The organism is Salibacter halophilus (assembly GCF_008806325.1).
GTDB classification, from domain to species: Bacteria; Bacteroidota; Bacteroidia; order Flavobacteriales_G; family Salibacteraceae; genus Salibacter; species Salibacter halophilus.
Map to the genome: position 1 here is coordinate 142,650 of NZ_WACR01000001.1, position 16,732 is coordinate 159,381.

General features: G+C 41.1%; 9 protein-coding genes and 1 other RNA gene. 8 read left to right on the forward strand and 2 right to left on the reverse strand.

Annotated features, from left to right (window positions below; genetic code table 11):
- Positions 1-45 precede the first annotated feature (45 nt).
- From F3059_RS00730 to F3059_RS00750, 5 genes are all read left to right on the forward strand, one after another.
- A complete protein-coding gene (locus tag F3059_RS00730) occupies positions 46-2,163 on the forward strand; it encodes a polyribonucleotide nucleotidyltransferase (protein ID WP_151166015.1) in 2,118 nt (705 codons plus the stop codon).
- Between the two features lie 148 nt (positions 2,164-2,311).
- Positions 2,312-3,178, forward strand: a complete 867-nt coding sequence (locus tag F3059_RS00735; RefSeq protein WP_151166016.1) for a sigma-70 family RNA polymerase sigma factor — start codon at positions 2,312-2,314, stop codon at positions 3,176-3,178.
- A gap of 323 nt (positions 3,179-3,501) precedes the next feature.
- Positions 3,502-4,155, forward strand: coding sequence for a ribulose-phosphate 3-epimerase (gene rpe, locus F3059_RS00740; RefSeq protein ID WP_151166017.1), 654 nt, complete (start codon positions 3,502-3,504; stop codon positions 4,153-4,155).
- A 92-nt stretch (positions 4,156-4,247) separates the two neighbouring features.
- Positions 4,248-5,411, forward strand: coding sequence for a hypothetical protein (locus tag F3059_RS00745; RefSeq protein ID WP_151166018.1), 1,164 nt, complete (start codon positions 4,248-4,250; stop codon positions 5,409-5,411).
- Positions 5,390-6,733: an OmpA family protein gene (locus F3059_RS00750; RefSeq protein ID WP_151166019.1), complete on the forward strand. Its 1,344-nt coding sequence runs from the start codon at positions 5,390-5,392 to the stop codon at positions 6,731-6,733. The genes F3059_RS00745 and F3059_RS00750 overlap by 22 nt, the downstream gene beginning before the upstream one ends.
- Here F3059_RS00750 and F3059_RS00755 read toward each other — a convergent pair whose 3' ends face one another.
- Positions 6,734-7,948, reverse strand: a complete 1,215-nt coding sequence (locus F3059_RS00755; protein ID WP_317132334.1) for an NAD(P)-dependent oxidoreductase — start codon at positions 7,946-7,948, stop codon at positions 6,734-6,736.
- Positions 7,949-8,045: 97 nt separating this feature from the next.
- Here F3059_RS00755 and ssrA point away from each other — a divergent pair.
- Positions 8,046-8,446: a transfer-messenger RNA gene (gene ssrA, locus F3059_RS00760) on the forward strand.
- 198 nt (positions 8,447-8,644) lie between these two features.
- Here ssrA and F3059_RS00765 read toward each other — a convergent pair.
- Positions 8,645-12,727, reverse strand: coding sequence for a hypothetical protein (locus F3059_RS00765; protein WP_151166020.1), 4,083 nt, complete (start codon positions 12,725-12,727; stop codon positions 8,645-8,647).
- A 282-nt stretch (positions 12,728-13,009) separates the two neighbouring features.
- Between F3059_RS00765 and F3059_RS00770 the strand changes: the two genes are divergently transcribed.
- Entirely contained in the window at positions 13,010-13,759 is a 750-nt protein-coding gene (locus F3059_RS00770; RefSeq protein ID WP_151166021.1) for a LytR/AlgR family response regulator transcription factor, read from the forward strand.
- Positions 13,756-16,677 (forward strand): sensor histidine kinase, encoded by a 2,922-nt coding sequence (locus tag F3059_RS00775; protein WP_151166022.1) that lies wholly within the window; start codon positions 13,756-13,758, stop codon positions 16,675-16,677. Before F3059_RS00770 ends, F3059_RS00775 begins: the two co-directional genes overlap by 4 nt.
- Positions 16,678-16,732: the final 55 nt, after the last annotated feature.

Below are 16,732 nucleotides of genomic sequence, written 5' to 3' on the forward strand. Positions count from 1 at the left end.
GGCAATTGCAAAATTGCCTTTCTTTTTTAAAAGATACTACGTATAATGAAAATCGGATTAGAACATACCTTTACAACAGCAGGTCAGGAAATTACTATTGAAACGGGCAAATTAGCCAAGCAGGCTGATGGCTCAGTTGTCATCAAGCAGGGTAACACTATGCTTTTAGCTACTGTTGTTTCGAGAAAAGAAGCAGCTGAAGGCGTTGACTTTTTACCGCTTACCGTAGAGTACCGCGAAAAGTTCGCATCTACCGGTAAGTTCCCTGGTGGTTTTATCAAGCGCGAAGCGAGACCATCAGAAAATGAAATTTTAACAGCTCGTTTGATCGACAGAGCTCTACGTCCATTGTTCCCTGATGATTATCACGCTGAAACGCAGGTATTCGTTCAATTGATATCTTCCGATAAAGATACTATGCCTGATGCTCTCGCGTGTTTTGCTGCATCTTCAGCAATTGCGATGAGTGATCTTCCATTTAACGGACCGGTTTCTGAAGTTCGTGTTGGTAGAATCGATGGAAACTTTGTGATCAACCCAAAACTGTCAGAACTCGAGTCGAGCGATATCGACATGATGGTTGCCGGTTCTTCTGACAACATTGTGATGGTTGAAGGTGAGATGGATGAAATCTCAGAGCAGGAAATGATCCAGGCGATCATGTTTGCTCATGACGCAATTAAAGAGCAATGCCAGGCTCAAAAAGAATTGGCTTCTCAGGTTGAGAAATCTCATACCAAAAGAGAATACGAACACGAGACTCACGACAAAGAGCTCGAAGAAAAAGTTAAAAATGACCTTTACGACAAAGCTCACGAGATTGCGAAAACTCCTACATCTAAGCAGGAACGCAGCGAGCAATTCGATAAGGTTCTGACCGAATACAAAGAGCAATTCTCAGAAGAAGAGCTCGAAGAAAAAGGCGGTCTCATCAACACTTACTTCGGTAAGGTGAAAAAAGCAGCAGTTCGCGCTGTAGTGCTCGATGACGGTATTCGTCTTGACGGTCGTAAAACGGATGAAATTCGCGATATTTGGACAGAAGTTGGTTACCTACCGGGAACTCACGGAAGTTCTATCTTTACTCGTGGTGAAACGCAATCTTTGACAACTGTAACGCTCGGAACCAAACTTGACGAGCAGAGCGTAGATGGCGCTTTCCTTACAGATAGCCAACGTTTTATTCTACATTATAACTTCCCTCCTTTCTCAACTGGTGAAGCGAGACCTGTTAGAGGTACTTCACGAAGAGAGGTTGGACACGGAAACCTCGCAATGCGTGCATTGAAAGGAATGGTTCCTTCAGATTACAATTACACAGTTCGCGTTGTTTCAGATATCCTTGAATCAAATGGTTCATCATCAATGGCAACTGTTTGTGCAGGTTCACTAGCAATGATGGATGCCGGTATTCCGGTTAAGAAACCTGTATCGGGAATCGCAATGGGTTTGATCTCTGAAGGTGATCGTTATGCTGTACTTTCTGATATCCTCGGAGATGAAGATTTCCTCGGTGACATGGACTTTAAAGTTGCCGGTACCGTTGACGGAATTACAGCTTGTCAAATGGATATCAAAGTTGAAGGATTGAACGAAGAGATTTTAACGAAAGCTCTAGAGCAGTCTAAAGAAGGCCGCATGCACATCCTCAACAAGATGAATGAGACAATCAGCGAGCCTAATAAAGAGCTCAAACCAAATGCTCCGCGCATTGTTCAAATGACAATTCCGGGAGATCTTATTGGTGCAGTGATTGGACCAGGTGGTAAAATCATTCAGGAAATCCAGAAAGAAACTGAAACGACCATCGTCATTGAAGAAGTTGACGGCAAAGGTGTAATCGATGTAATGGCAACGAATGGCGACCAAATGGAGCAGGCATTGTCACGCATCAAGTCAATTACTCAGGTACCTGAAGTTGGAGACGAATTCCTGGGTAAAGTAAAAGCGTTAGCTCCTTACGGTGCTTTCGTTGAAGTAACTCCCGGAAAAGACGGATTGCTTCACATCTCTGAAATCGACTGGAAACGCATCGATAAAGTTGAAGATGTGTTGAAAGAAGGTGATGAAGTGAAAGTGAAAATCATCGATAAAGACAAAAAAACAGGAAAATTAAAACTTTCTAGAAAGGTGCTTATCCCGCGCCCTGAAAAGAAAGACTAAGGATTTTCTAAGTACTGTTTCTTAATTTTTTGTGAAAAGCCCCAAACTTCTTTGGGGCTTTTTGCGTCTATAATAATGCGAGCCTTTCCCGGCTTTCTTACCCTGAAAGCCAGCTCAAAAGAATTAGCGTGAGTAAAAGGAAAGGATTATGAGACAGTTAAAGATCACAAAGCAAATCACTAACCGCGAGTCGGTTTCGCTTGATAAGTACCTACAGGAAATCTCAAAAGAAACCATGTTGAGTGCTGATCAGGAAGTTGAGTTAGCTCAACGCATTCAGGCGGGAGACGCAACAGCACTCGAAAAACTCACGAAAGCAAATCTCAGGTTTGTCGTATCGGTTGCCAAGCAATACCAAAATCAGGGATTGACGTTACCCGACTTGATCAATGAAGGAAACCTCGGATTGATCGAAGCAGCAAAACGTTTCGACCAAACACGCGGATTTAAATTCATTTCTTATGCCGTTTGGTGGATCAGACAATCAATTTTAAAGGCATTGGCTGAACAATCGAGAATGGTTCGTTTACCGCTCAATAAAATTGGTTCAATCAGCAAAATCAATAAAGCATATTCAGAACTCGAGCAATTACATCAAAGAAAACCTTCTACGAGTGAAATTGCCGATATGCTCGAAATATCTGAGGCTGAAGTGAAACAATCATTGCGTATCAACAACCGTCATATCTCAATGGATGCACCCATTTTAGGAGACGACAGTGATGAACGCGATATGTACGCCCGGATTGAAGCCAAAGATGGTAGTCCTGATAAGCAACTCCTTGCCGATTCACTCAAAGAGGAAGTTGAACATTCTCTCAACCTCCTTGCAGCACGTGAAGCTCAGGTTATCAAATTGTATTTTGGAATTGGTTGTGACGAATCACATACGCTCGAAGAAGTTGGTGATATGCTGGCCTTAACTCGCGAACGTGTTCGTCAAATCAAAGAACGAGCATTGAGGAGACTCAAGGTGATGTCGAGAAACGTACACTTAAAATCGTTTTTAGGATAAGTAGATTTATCCTTTCATCAACGTAACTATAACTGTAAGGTATGAAATGAAACCAATGCAACTATAGATTATTTTTGTCGCATTCATTTTAATTTTATCAGTCTTATAAACGGCATAAAGACCTATTGGAAAAATTAAAAAAAGTAAGAGATCAACTAATATCTCATTATTGTACCATTCACTTTTTTCCATAAAGTATGATTCGTTTGACTGACTAAGTTAGTGATTTTTGAACTAATAAATCCGTTTTAAGCAATCTAACTTAAAATCGTTTTTAGGATAAGTTTTGCGGCAATGCGTATTTTTGCCGCAAAATTGACAACATGAAAACTCCAATCATTGCTCCTTCAATTCTTGCAGCCGATTTCGCTAATCTCCAGAATGCTGCTGAAATGCTCAATGAAAGCCAGGCCGACTGGTTTCATATAGATGTAATGGACGGAGTTTTTGTGCCTAACATCTCTTTCGGGATGCCAGTGATTAAAGCCATCAAGAAGCACGCAAAAAAACCTTTTGATGTGCACTTGATGATCACTCAGCCCGAACGTTACATTGAAGATTTCAAAAATGCCGGGGCAGATATATTGACCGTACATTTGGAAGCCTCTCCTCACCTACACCGAACTGTCCAGGAAATCAAAAATCATGGCATGAAAGCCGGAGTTTCGATCAATCCGCATACTTCCGTGGAACTACTTCGCGACATCTTACCCGATCTGGATTTGGTTCTGATCATGAGCGTTAACCCGGGTTTTGGCGGACAAAAGTTTATCGAAAATACTTTCAACAAAGTAAGAACGCTCAGAGCCATGGCTGATGAGCTAAACCCAAACCTCATCATAGAAATTGACGGTGGCGTAAATGACAAAAACGCACCTGACCTTGTCAATGCAGGAGCTAATGCGCTGGTTGCCGGGAGCTTTGTATTCAAGTCTAACGATCCCAGGCAGACCATAGCAAACTTGAAAAATCAGTAACCTGCCTGAATCTAAACTTTTCACCTCCCCTTTTGTCTTATTGTAAGCAGATTTATATATTACTGCACTACAAGAATTTGAATCTTATCATCATGAAGAATATTTTCTTTTTATTAATCCTGTCTGTAATGGTGTCAACTTCACTAGCGCAAGAACGCGTAGTGAAAGTCAACTTTGAATCAGGATCATTTGTCAACTCTCCATCAGTGCCCTTTGACAAACCATTTCTCGTTGAGGGTGAAGTCTTGAAAAACGTGGAGTACGTTGAAGTTGCCATTTTCCCGTCAGGTTCTGAAACCGAGCTTCATCGTTACAGTTGGAATCGTTACGATCAGAACCAAACAGAAACATTTAGTATTAAAGTTCCCGCAGTACTTAAATCAAATAGTAAGTACGATTTCAAGATCATTACTTACAAGCGGTTGACGAGTACTCAAAAACAAAAGTTGCGAGAAAACCTCAGGAACCGCATTCACTTTTACCTAGAAAACAACTACAAGTTTGATGGCAAAAAAGTAAGCGTTGAAAAGCCAAAACATGTTTACCGGGGACTAGAAAAGCTAATTGATAAAGCACTTGAATATCAGGTATCAAAAAACGGACTGCAGTACGTTGCACCGAGTAAATTGGTATTGAGCGAATTGGAAAATGATCGCGATTTTAAATTTAGAAAGTTCCTCAGCAGGAAGAAAACAACAATGCGTGACAGTATTGCGAATAAACTCATTGATAAAAAAGTAAATCACCTCACTGACCTTGTGATGAGTGAAGTAGATCAATTTCTCAACTCTGATGTTGTTCAACAATACAGAAGCGTCACAGTGGAATCAGTCCCAACAGATAAGGAACGATTCAGCCTACCGGTAAATGCCGGAATGTACGCGTGGAATAAATCCACAACGATAAACAACGCATCAGTTAACAACACCAATTTTACTCCGGGAGTTGGTTTTACTATTCCATTTGCAGCTAAAACAACACTCGCTCAAAAAGCCAAATTATTCGATTCATTTGGCTACTCGATGGGGGTTCTCTTCGATCCTGTAAGAGATGCCAGCGGAACTGAGTTTGTTACTCCGGGTGTTAATATTCCGGTTTACACTGGCTTTGGTGTAAGGCTTTTCAAAGTTGTTCGTTTAAATGTTGGCGGACTCATCCTGGCCGAGGACGGTATTCAGGATTTTCAAAAAATTACATTCCTGCCAACCGCTGGTTTAGCGCTTGAACTCAACTTATGGATGGGAGTGAAAAAGTGATGAGGAAACTATTTTCTATTTTCATATTATCGATTCTATTGGTTGCTTGCGGTGTGCAAAACACCGGAAAAGTTTCGCTTTATGTTGATGATTCTGACTCGAAAGACTCGGCAGGCTATAGTTCGGCTCTGACCGAAGAAAAAGCTCAAAATACTTCATTAACTTCAGACTCAACCTCAGCCAGGAAAGGACCGATTATTATTCTCACGCCTGATACACAGATCGCTAATTACGAGAGATTTGACAGTATTTCAAAACGAGTGCAAACTGTTAAATCAACAATTTATCGCGATACATCTGTTGTACAAAAAAGTGATTCTATCAAGTATTTATCTGAATCTTACAGGATTAGAAATTTAGAGGCTCAACAACAACTGATGAGTCGAAAGTTAGATAGTTTGCTCAATAAAAAAGATACTTCTCAAGATATCGTTAGTGAAGAAGCATCTCATGAAGATTCATTACTTACTGAAATCGAGAACCTACAGTCTCAACTCAACAATGCTTTAGGCTCTCAAAAGACCATTATTAAAGAAGGAAGACAAAAGAATGTTACGCGTGTGAGAAACGGAGGAACTACGGTTATCCCTGTTCCTTTGCCATCTGGAAAAACACGTTACGATACGGTTATGCAAACTCAGTTTGATACGATTTCATCAGACTCAGGGTTGGTTGAAGAGTTCATTATACTTCACGATATAGCGTTGACGGATGAGCCAATTGCAAACCTGGCTGTAGAAAAGGAGCTCGATGCGCTGATCGATACTACTGCTCAAAATGGAATAGATCGTGAGAATTATAAGTCAAAAAAAGCGGTATCGCAATTTCAGTATGACAGCCTTCTCCTGCAGTACAAAAAACAAAACATCAACTTCAACGATACTGTATCGAGCCTGAACAAAGCATTGAAAAATGCTAAAAGTAAGCCCGTTAAAAAAGTGGAAAAACAACCTCAACCGGTTGAGAAAATTGAACCAAAAGTCACTAAAAAACCGGCTTATGATACAGTTCGTATCGATTTGCTTTATGATCCCGGGAAGAAAGAGCCGCAAAACCTATCAAAATTAAAAGGAGCTTTGAATGATGTATCAAAGCAAAATATTTACCGGATTTTCATCTCAGGTTATACTGACAGCTCTGGTAATTCTATGCTGAATTTAACGCTCTCTCAAAAGCGCGTACAGGAAATCAGAAATTACCTGACATCGGCAGGTATTGACAACCGAGTTATCTTCTCTCAGGCTTTTGGTGAACAGTACGCATCTGATCCAATTTTAGACAGGGAAAGACGCGTGGAAGTTGAGATCCTGATAAAACTCTGATTATTTGCCGTCAACGTAATCCTGAAGGTATCCGTATTTTTCTGTCAAATCACCGTCTTTCGTAATTGTAGCGAGCTCGAGGATGTCGTCTTTATCTCCGCGGATTATTAGTGGCAAAATATGCTTCATCAGTTCTTCGCCAAAGTCCTGTGACGCATCGAGTGGTAACTCACACGGCAGATTATCAACAGCCATAACAGCAATGGCATTTGAAGCGCGATAATCATCCTCTTCTTCTGTTTCGATGTTGTAACCGTAAATCGGGTCGACAATTGTTGAAGGCCTAATCGTTGAAGCAACCGGACCATCAATATCACAACTGATATCTGCAACAACTCTAATCCTAAAATCTTTGTCCTTAGCATCTTCACGAGTAAAAAGATACGGAGAGCCTTCAGCGTAAAAATGACCTGCAATGAAAAAATCTGTCGAGCGGGCAAAGCGCATGAAATCACTTTCGTAGTCGCGGTAGTTTTTGAAAAAGTCTTTTCGTGAACGCTCACCACCATCTTTCCTGCGATTGTAATGCTCCACACCTAGTTGCGTGTAAACCGGTTCTGAAAAATCACGATTCGAATAATCAGTTGGATCAACCTTCCTGATTCCTATTTTATCAATGATCTCCATGGCTCCGTGAGCAACTCTGCCTCTACCCGTTAGCACGATCTTGATATTGGGTAGCTGAATTTTTTCCAGCTCCTGCTCCATCTCTGCTCTATCAGCACATTCGTGAGCCGGTTTTAAATTGTAGAGTCCGTAGCGCAAACCATAAGTTCTAAACCCGTTGTAAGCCCCTACCACTCCGGCATATCGGCCAAAACCGATGAGACGAGAGCCCTTAGCATCCGTCAAACACTCCCAGTCGATCAACGTGATTTTACGTTCGAGAATGGTTCTGAGTAAATCGCGGTTATAAGGCTGTTCCTTTATTGTGTGTGAAAAGAAGAAGTACGTTTTTTGCGGAATGAGCATTTCCAGCGGAACCTCTTTCACTCCAAGCAGTACATCGCGATCGTGCATTTGATCCACAACGTCAATACCCTTGCGTTCATAATCAAAATCAGTAAACTTGCGCACATCACTTTTTTGCACGGTCAGATCCACCTCATCACCATAAGAATCGATAATGTTCTTGCATTGAGTGGGTGTAAGCGGAACTCGCTTATCAGGTGGAACTTTTCCTTCTTTGATTACTCCAATTTTCACAGCGGCCATTATAATTCGATTTTGCCCAAAGATAGGAAACAAAGCCGGCTAACCTTGCGTTTGAGCAAGAAGCAGAATTGTATACATTTGCAGACTGCATTTACATGGGGCCGACTGGTTTTGACAGCAAGACGAATCGGTTATGTAAGCAAGCCTGGCGTTGAAGAAAAGCCAGTCAAAACGTTCTTCACACTTTTAAATGGCGAAAATAATTACGCTCTCGCTGCGTAATCTAGTCCAAGACTGATTACCTTCATCACACTCCAAAGAGGAGGTGACGAGATGTCCCGGGAAAGAGTTCTCCCAACACTTTTTCCAGTCGGGGCACCAATAAGTTTGGGATAGAAAGTAGAATGCCCGGTTTTGCTTTCGAAACTCAATTCGGGATAAGCTGTAGATAGGTTGTTTGTCACCGGCCTACAGACGAAAATTAATGACAAACTAAGCTTGTAGAAGGCATAGCTATTCCTTGTTTGGACGAGGGTTCGAATCCCTCCGGCTCCACAACTCAACCTCCATCGTCATGATGTGAGGTTTTTTGTTTTCAAACTCTATTCTCAAAACAGTAAAAGACAATCGATAATAATGTTATTTAAAAAGTATTTAGATAACATGGTATTAAATTAAGGTCTCGTGTAAGTGATTAAAATAGCATTCAAGTAAATAAAAATAGTGAATGGTCAACTTAAACTGAATAGACACATCCTATTCCAATTCTTCGAGGGAGGTGGCTTCGACCAGTAGATACAAATAAATCAACATTACCTGCGCTCCACATTCGGTTAACCGCGCTTGCCAGTTCTTCATTGTATTAATGTTTTCGGCAATAGTGTCCCCCATTGTTTCACCTTCTTCAGTGGGGGACAACGCGGGAACAACGGAAGCTATGGTTTGAACAAAATCCAACTTGTCAGGATCTTCGGAATCTTTGTACTTGTCGAACACGGTCATTAAGTCTTCCACAAGGTTTGAATGTGTATTGACAGTATCCTCAATCAAGGTGTTTAGCCAGCTTTCGAGAACACTTGTGTCTGATTCGGGATTGGCATTGCCCGAGAGTTCAAAAAGTTGACTCAGTACTCCTGTACTTATGGTGAGCGTGGAATAACGGTCGAGCAGGGATTGGGCAAACTCAATCTCTTCGGTTCGCTGAAACAGCCTTATATTGGCTTGTTTCAATGCTTCTGCGGGAACAGGGACGGGTATCCAGCGGTAGGAAGGTATTTCTTCCAGCTTTCCCTTTTCGAGATCGAACATGCTGAATTTGTAGGCTTGATAAGCGGGAACTTCACCAAGCTGTGATACAACAATCCAATATTCATCGAACTGATGATCCAATACGGTTCGTTTAAAACTCAAATATGGGCAGGAGCCAACGGATTCGAACAGGATGTTTATCGCCAATTCCAATGCCGTAAAAGTATCGAGCAGGTTAATGCAATCAGCATGGATGATAACGGTTCTTGGATGTGCTTCCGTGTGGGCAGAAAAGTCAACAGAGTTCAACGCTTCGTCTGTTTTCTTTTGGCAAGTTTTGTTCAGTCGCTTTAGAAAATCACGTTCAATTTTTTCGAAGGTTTTCGGCCCTTCTTTCGCCAATTTTTTGGGTAGCTGTTGCATGGGGCAAACGAAGTGCTTCCAGCCATAGGCAAGTGCTGTGATGGCTTGCTTTTCTTTATTTTCCAGTTCTCGAAGTGTTTGTGGGTTGCTATACTTTTCGAAGTGTTTGGTAAAGGCTGCTTGATAGACATTTAGTGCATCGAAGGCTTGTATAAGATTAACCAGCGACATCCGATGCAGTTGCTTTTGTTTTTCGATTGATATACCTACACGGTCGAATATTGTACGCAGGCTTTGCCAATTAAAAGCGTTTAACGATGAGAAGTAGTTTTTATGCGCATCCTTAAAATCGCGAAACCTATCGGTAAGCAGCGAGGTTTCTGCTGTGTCGTTTTGGTCTTCGCGTTTGTGGTCTTTGCTGGAATCTTCTGACACTCTTCCGGTAGGGTCTGAAATGGGTTTTGGAAAGAGTATTTCGTATTCTATTTGATAGGTGTTGTAGGTTATGGCTTCGGTGGCAAATTGGACGATTGGTGTACGACTTCGGTTCTTTTTGAAATGTTCCTCCAATACACTGACCATCTGCTGCAGATAGCTCGAAAATGCACTCCTGATTTTAAGGGTGTGTGCAACAAATTCCTCCCATGTTTCTGGACGTTTTTCGTAAACCAGCAGATTAAGAATGAGCGAGTTGATTGAGGTTAGCCAGTAAATAGGGTTGTTCTGTTGTTTGATTTGTGCGCTGGAATCATCGAAGTCTGATTCGATGAAATTTGTTTTGTGGCCGTATCCTTTTGCTCCGTGACTATCGAGGTAGGGAAGTGCATAGCGGAGAATGTCGATTATTTCCAGTTTTCGCTGATGGGCTATGTTTTCACCGGAATCAAAATCTTTAAAAATATCGAGCAGAAAATGAGCCGTTACACTTGTTTCTGATCTTTCGAGATAGGCCACGTTTAGTTCCGGGCCAATGCGCTGTAACAGGTTGGGTTCAGCATCAAAAGCAATGATTTTCCCTTCTTCTGAAATTGCGTGTAAACCGAATAATGCTCTTGAAGCTGCTCCAAGTGATCTTTGATTAACAGCAGCTATGATGGCTTCCCGGTTCAGATGAATTTCTTTATTGGGTGCTAATCGGGCTGTCCAAAAAAGCAGCTCGCCAAAAGAACTCGCCTCTTGATCGGTGTCGAGGTTTGAAGCGGGAATGCCTGCATTGACTAACCATTGTTGTGCTCGGTTGAAAATACGCTCTTGCGAAATTTGATGCTCTTCCAGTTTTTGGATTACGGTAGTCCTCGCGTTTTGGAAGTTCTCGTTTTCTGGGAAAAGTGGCATATCGTTCAACATACCCGTAAAGTCGAGATGGGTGCGAACGTGGAGCAGAAACGAATCCTGTTCATATAGTTCATCCCATAAGGCTTGATGGTCTTCGATTAGTGATTTTACATCTATCCAAATGAGCGCGTTTAGCACGTTAACACACCCTGTGTATGTATTGCAATTGATGGTAGGCAGGATGTTGATGATTCGTTCACGGGTACTTGTGTGATACCTAAAAACGGAAACGAGGAAAATATAGAGGTCTGGTTCAGCTACTAAGCTGGTACATTGCTCCGCTGTTGCGGCTAACTCCTGTTTGTCAAGATGAAGCAACTCGGATATGATACCGGATCGGATGGGGTGTAAACCGGTTAAGGTGGTTTCTTCATCGGAATATCGCAAAAGGTATTCTCGCTCCAGTGTTTTAACCGCCAGCCGTAATTCCGTAACGATACTGGAGGCAGTAATTTTTGATGCCTGAATACCAGCTCCCATTGCATCGGCAAACCCTACAATCTTGAGCAGGGGAATTAACCGGGGTTGTTCTTTCTCGATGCGGTCTAATTGTGATTGGATGCGTTCGCGCAGGGTTTCCCCTTGTGTGGTTAAGTAGGTGAACTCTAACAGCGGGCCTTGCTCTCCAAACTTTATCCAGGCTTCTGCGAATCCGGTGTGGTGTTTGTCAACGGCACGCTGTGTTAACCTTTCATAGATGCTCTCTGCCTCTGTTTTGTGAAGCTCCAGCGCAACGTCTCCAAACTGAAAATGCACCCCTTTGTTTGGGGTCTTGTTCCAGTCTTCTTCACGAATTGTTATGAGAAACTTAAAGGCATTCGAGCCAACAAAATCTCTCAACAATTCGACCCAATTGGTATTGCCGGGTTTTACATCTATGTAAATGAGTAGCGGGAAATCCAATGAACTGGAAATTGCGCGCAGTGCGGCAATTTGTTCTGTGGTTTCCTTCCAGCTTAGAGGCATTACTTCGTAGGTTATGCCCCTGTAGTGTTGTCTGATAAATCGGTATGCAAGCGTGCTTTTTCCCTGTCCTGACGCTCCGTGTATGATGGCAACATGCTGATGCTGAAATGCCTCGTAAACCTCATCCATTTTGGTTTCGCGAGACACATCGAGACCAGCCAAAATGTGCTTATATGTGGCTCCTACACCTTTGTGAAATCCATTTTCGAGTTCAGGCATTGAAAGGGTGTCTATCTCAACATCCTGAACGGGTCGAATTGTCCGGTGCAGATGCTGGTGAAAATCTTCGCGTTCAGCTACAAACTTTCCAATGGAATTGAGTTGGTTGAGCAGCGATTCTTGCGAAATGGTTCCTCCTTTTTCAGCAATTCTCGCAACCCACTGATGCAAAAGGTCTATTCCCGTGTTCGGATTCAATGCCAATGCTCGTTCCTGAATCAGGCGAATGACGTCATCGATATAGGTTTCTTCATCTACCGAAATGAACGAAGTGTTTTCCTTTAGCGGAATTAGTTCAGGTGAATTGATTTCGAGTTCGGCAAGGCGGGCAGTGAATTCGTTCTCGGAAGTTGAAGGAGAAAAGAGGTCGGTTAGCCCTTTGCTGATCTTACCAAAGCACACAACTTTTAATTGAGGCGATTCACCTGATTCATAAACTTTAGCTGCGCGCAGAAGGCTTTTAGTTATATCAGCGAGGTATAGCATGTCGTTGGTGCTCTTTACCTGTACAAGCTGTTGCAGCTTGTTGTCCAAATTGCTAACGTCCAAGTCTTCCAACCCTTCGGGTTCGTAAACTAGTCCGCTGTCTAGATTTGAAAGTATTTCCCGAACAGTAAATAGTGTTTGCAAGCGAAATCCTCGCATTGCTCTTATTGCTCCTGTATTACTATCAGTTAAGTTCTTACTCACAGCCAAAAGATACTTCATATATGCTCCATATCAAAGCAGAGTATAATTCAAGCGCTGAATAAGTTGTTATGATATCAGCACTGCACAATTTTCCAATCCCTTCTTTACCAATGTTTGCATTAAAACACACCCTCCGGCTCCACAACTCAACCTCCATCGTCATGATGTGAGGTTTTTTGTTTCCATAAAAACTCACAAGTAAGACGGCACTGTTCCTACATCCAAATTGCCCTTTCAGCAACCCACCAAATTTCTTAACCTAAAACTCATTACTTTTGACTGAAGTCAATCAGGAAGCAAATGAAAATAGCCATCATCGATGATGAAGCCAAAGCGCGAAGCTTGCTCGAACATCTCATCAAACAAAATTGTAACGACATTGAAGATATTTTCATGGCAGATGATCTCAAAAGTGGTGTGGATCTGATCAAAAAAGAAAAACCCAGGCTCGTATTTCTCGATATCGAAATGCCCAGGGAACAGGGCATTGAAATCCTCAACTATTTTGACGATGAAGAGATTGATTTTGAAATTGTCTTTACTACAGCTTATTCTGATTATGCGCTCCAGGCCTTTGAAATGAATGCTGTCGATTACCTTTTGAAACCAATACGCCCCAAAAGACTCAAAGAGGTTGTGGAACGCGTTCAGGATTCCTTTAATAAAAACGATATTCAAACGAGACTTGAAGAATTGAAGACCTCTCTTCAAAACCAAAACTTTGATAAGATTGGTCTCCCCGTTCAGGATGGGATCATTTTTATTCCGCTCAAAGAAATCATTCACCTGGAAGCTGATGGTATGTACACAAACGTTTATCAAAATGAATGTGACAAACTTGTTGTATCCAAGCCACTCAAGTTTTTTGAGCACCTTCTTCAATCTGGAAAAACATTTTACCGCCCGCACAGATCTCATATTTTCAATCTCACTTTCCTCAAGCAATACGTGAGAAGAGACGGTAATTACATCGTTTTGGAAAATGATGCCGTTCTGCCAATCTCAAAAGACAAACGCGAAGAGTTTTTACAAATCGTATCGTCAATTTGAAAAAGCTGATTTACATATTCAGTATCATTTTGATTTCTACTATTGCCGGATATAGCCAGCAATACAACCACTACAGCTTCAACAAACTATACGATTTTGATGTCAACACTATTTATGACATTGAACAATCCAAAAACGGACATATGTGGATTGGAACAGATGAAGGTCTGTTTCATTTCAACGGAGTATCGTTTAAACATCACAACCACCCACTTTATAACAGTGAGTACACAAACATCAAAGAAGATACTGCAGGTGGTATTTGGTTCACAAACTTTGGTGGTCAATTATTCAGGTTGATAAACGATTCAATCGAAGTGGTGGTTAAAAACGAAGAGGATAATGATTTTATCGCTGTCTATTACCTGTCAGAATTTCCCAATGTATTTTACTCCTGTAACCGAAACAGAATAATTACTAAACTCCAGTTTGAAACCAAAGAACAAACAAACATCTACACCTCTCAAAAAACGGAGATCATAGCCCCTCAAAGTGAAAAAGATGGAAAGATTCATGTATTTGAGAGAAGAGGTAATACCCTAATTCAATGGTTGATAAATCTAAAAACAGCTCAGGTTGATTCTTTGGGGAGTTATGAGTTAGAAGACAGAGTTTTTGGAACGGTGAGGATGATGTATATCGATGAAAAACCCACAATTTCTGTAACGTATAAAAAACTGAATTTCATCACTCTAACCCAAAGCGCTGATACCATTCTCACCCACCCAACGAGCTCTTACGAATTTAATACTATTCAAAAAATCAATGGAGATTTATTTCTTCTTACCAAGCAATCGTTAATACTGCTCGACAAGAACAAACCGCAAAAACTGCTGTCAAACTACAGCCATTCATGTTTAGAAAAGGACAATGAGGGTAACCTTTGGATTGGGACGCTAAAAGAGGGAATCATGATCGTTCCCAATCGAAATATTCAACACCGCGAAATTGCTGATGATGACATTTACGAATCTGTTCAGGATAAAAACCAAAATATCTACTTCAATTCTTCACAGGGTAAGTTTTATAAACTGGAATATCCGTATCGGTCAGAGCCGAAGCTATTAGCCAACAATACTCCGGTAGCCTCAATGCTTTACGACTCTATTCGAAATAGGATATACATAGGAACACAATCTGGTTTTTATGATTTAAAACAAAAAAAGTACATCCAAAATGAAACGCAGCGAGGCAGGTTTAAGCAATCGGTTTTCATTGATCAAAATACTGTTTTAAGCTCAACATCTGTTGGTTGCAAACTCCACAACTTATCGAAAAGGCCTTATCCGGTTTTTGATAACCTGAGTTCTGACAACAAAAAGAGCTGGACAGAGAAGAACCAAATTAACCTCCGCAACAAACGTGCGCTGAATGTAGGAATATCAAAAGAGAGAAAGTATATCTATGTCGATTATATTGATGGTTTGCATGTTTATCACAATAGTGATGATGAATTGAAAGTATTCCACGACAAAAAACCGATTCTCACATCAGCCTTATACCCTGCTGAGAATGGCACATGGGTAGCAACAAAAGAGCGAAAACTACTAAAAATTGAATTTGATAGTGTGGTGAAATCTCTCGATTTACCAGCCACTGTTGATGGCTTTGATAAATGGGAAAATTACTTATTCGCATTCAACAACAAAGCCATTTACAGGATTAATACTGACACGGAGAGTGTTGAAACAATTGATATCCATGATGGCCTGCAACGCGATAACATCAACAGTTTATTTATCGTGAACGATACCGTTTACGCTGTAGGAGCGCATAAAATTCAGCTGTTCCCGTGTTCGGTTCTGACCGAAAATAGAATAAAACCATCTGTCGAGCTTTCAAAGATTCAGGTATTTGATAAAACTCAGCCGCTCGGTAAATTGAATAAGCTCAGTCACGATCAAAACAACATTACGTTTCACTTCAACGCCATTTCATTTAGGAGTCAAAAGTCACTAACCTATCAATACAGACTCAAAGAGATACAGCCTAGTTGGACATCTACAACGAGCGATGCACCTCAGGCCCAGTTCTCCAGACTTGCACCCGGTGAATACACAATGGAGTACAGAGCCTGCAATGAAGACAATTATTGTTCAGATCCAAAAAGTGTGAGTTTCAGAATTAAGCCAGCGTTTTATCAAACCTGGTGGTTCATCGTACTGCTGATTGGCTCAATAGTAACGGTATTATTGCTCTTCTTTAGATGGTTCCTGCACAACGAGAGACAAAAAAATGCTTTTACCCAAAACAAAAAGGACCTCGAAAGAAAAGTGTATAAAGCCCGAATATCAGCTATTCGGTCGCAAATGAATCCGCATTTCATGTTCAATGCACTCAATACAATTCAGGAATTTATCATTACGAATCAACAAAATATCGCCAGCGAATACCTTGCCGATTTTGCTGATTTGATGCGCAAATACCTTGAACAGAGCAAGAATGAAAAAATCAGCTTGCAAGATGAAATTGAAACACTTGAGATTTATTTAAAACTGGAAAACCTCAGGTTTGAAGAATCACTTGAGTATTCTATTTACACTGATCCGCAAATCAATCCCTACGAGAGCTACATTCCGGTAATGCTACTTCAACCGTTTATTGAAAACAGTATAAAGCACGGATTGCTTCACAAATCTGATAATCGAAAATTATCGATCAGATTTGAAAACCTCGATGAAAACCGAATCAAGTGCATCATTGAAGATAACGGAATAGGCCGAAAAGCATCTGCTGACATCAATAAATCGCGCTTTAAGCATCAATCATTTGCAACAAAAGCACTAAACGAAAGATTATCGTTACTCAACAATGAAACGAGCGATCAAATAGAGCTCAATATCACAGATCTCTACGAAGGAGATGAGTCGGGCGGAACCAGGGTTGAGATCATTTTCAATAAAACCATCAACAAGTAAGACTTTCAGAAACTGATAAGTGCAATTCACAAGTTGGGCTACTCATTATTGTATT

Excerpts from the sequence above, each read along its gene's own strand:
- F3059_RS00735 (WP_151166016.1), top strand. The coding sequence starts at position 2,312 with ATGAGACAGTTAAAGATCACAAAGCAAATCACTAACCGCGAGTCGGTT.
- F3059_RS00765 (WP_151166020.1), bottom strand. The coding sequence starts at position 12,727 with ATGAAGTATCTTTTGGCTGTGAGTAAGAACTTAACTGATAGTAATACA.
- F3059_RS00745 (WP_151166018.1), top strand. The coding sequence starts at position 4,248 with ATGAAGAATATTTTCTTTTTATTAATCCTGTCTGTAATGGTGTCAACT.
- rpe (WP_151166017.1), top strand. The coding sequence starts at position 3,502 with ATGAAAACTCCAATCATTGCTCCTTCAATTCTTGCAGCCGATTTCGCT.
- F3059_RS00755 (WP_317132334.1), bottom strand. The coding sequence starts at position 7,948 with ATGGCCGCTGTGAAAATTGGAGTAATCAAAGAAGGAAAAGTTCCACCT.
- F3059_RS00750 (WP_151166019.1), top strand. The coding sequence starts at position 5,390 with ATGGATGGGAGTGAAAAAGTGATGAGGAAACTATTTTCTATTTTCATA.
- F3059_RS00730 (WP_151166015.1), top strand. The coding sequence starts at position 46 with ATGAAAATCGGATTAGAACATACCTTTACAACAGCAGGTCAGGAAATT.
- F3059_RS00770 (WP_151166021.1), top strand. The coding sequence starts at position 13,010 with ATGAAAATAGCCATCATCGATGATGAAGCCAAAGCGCGAAGCTTGCTC.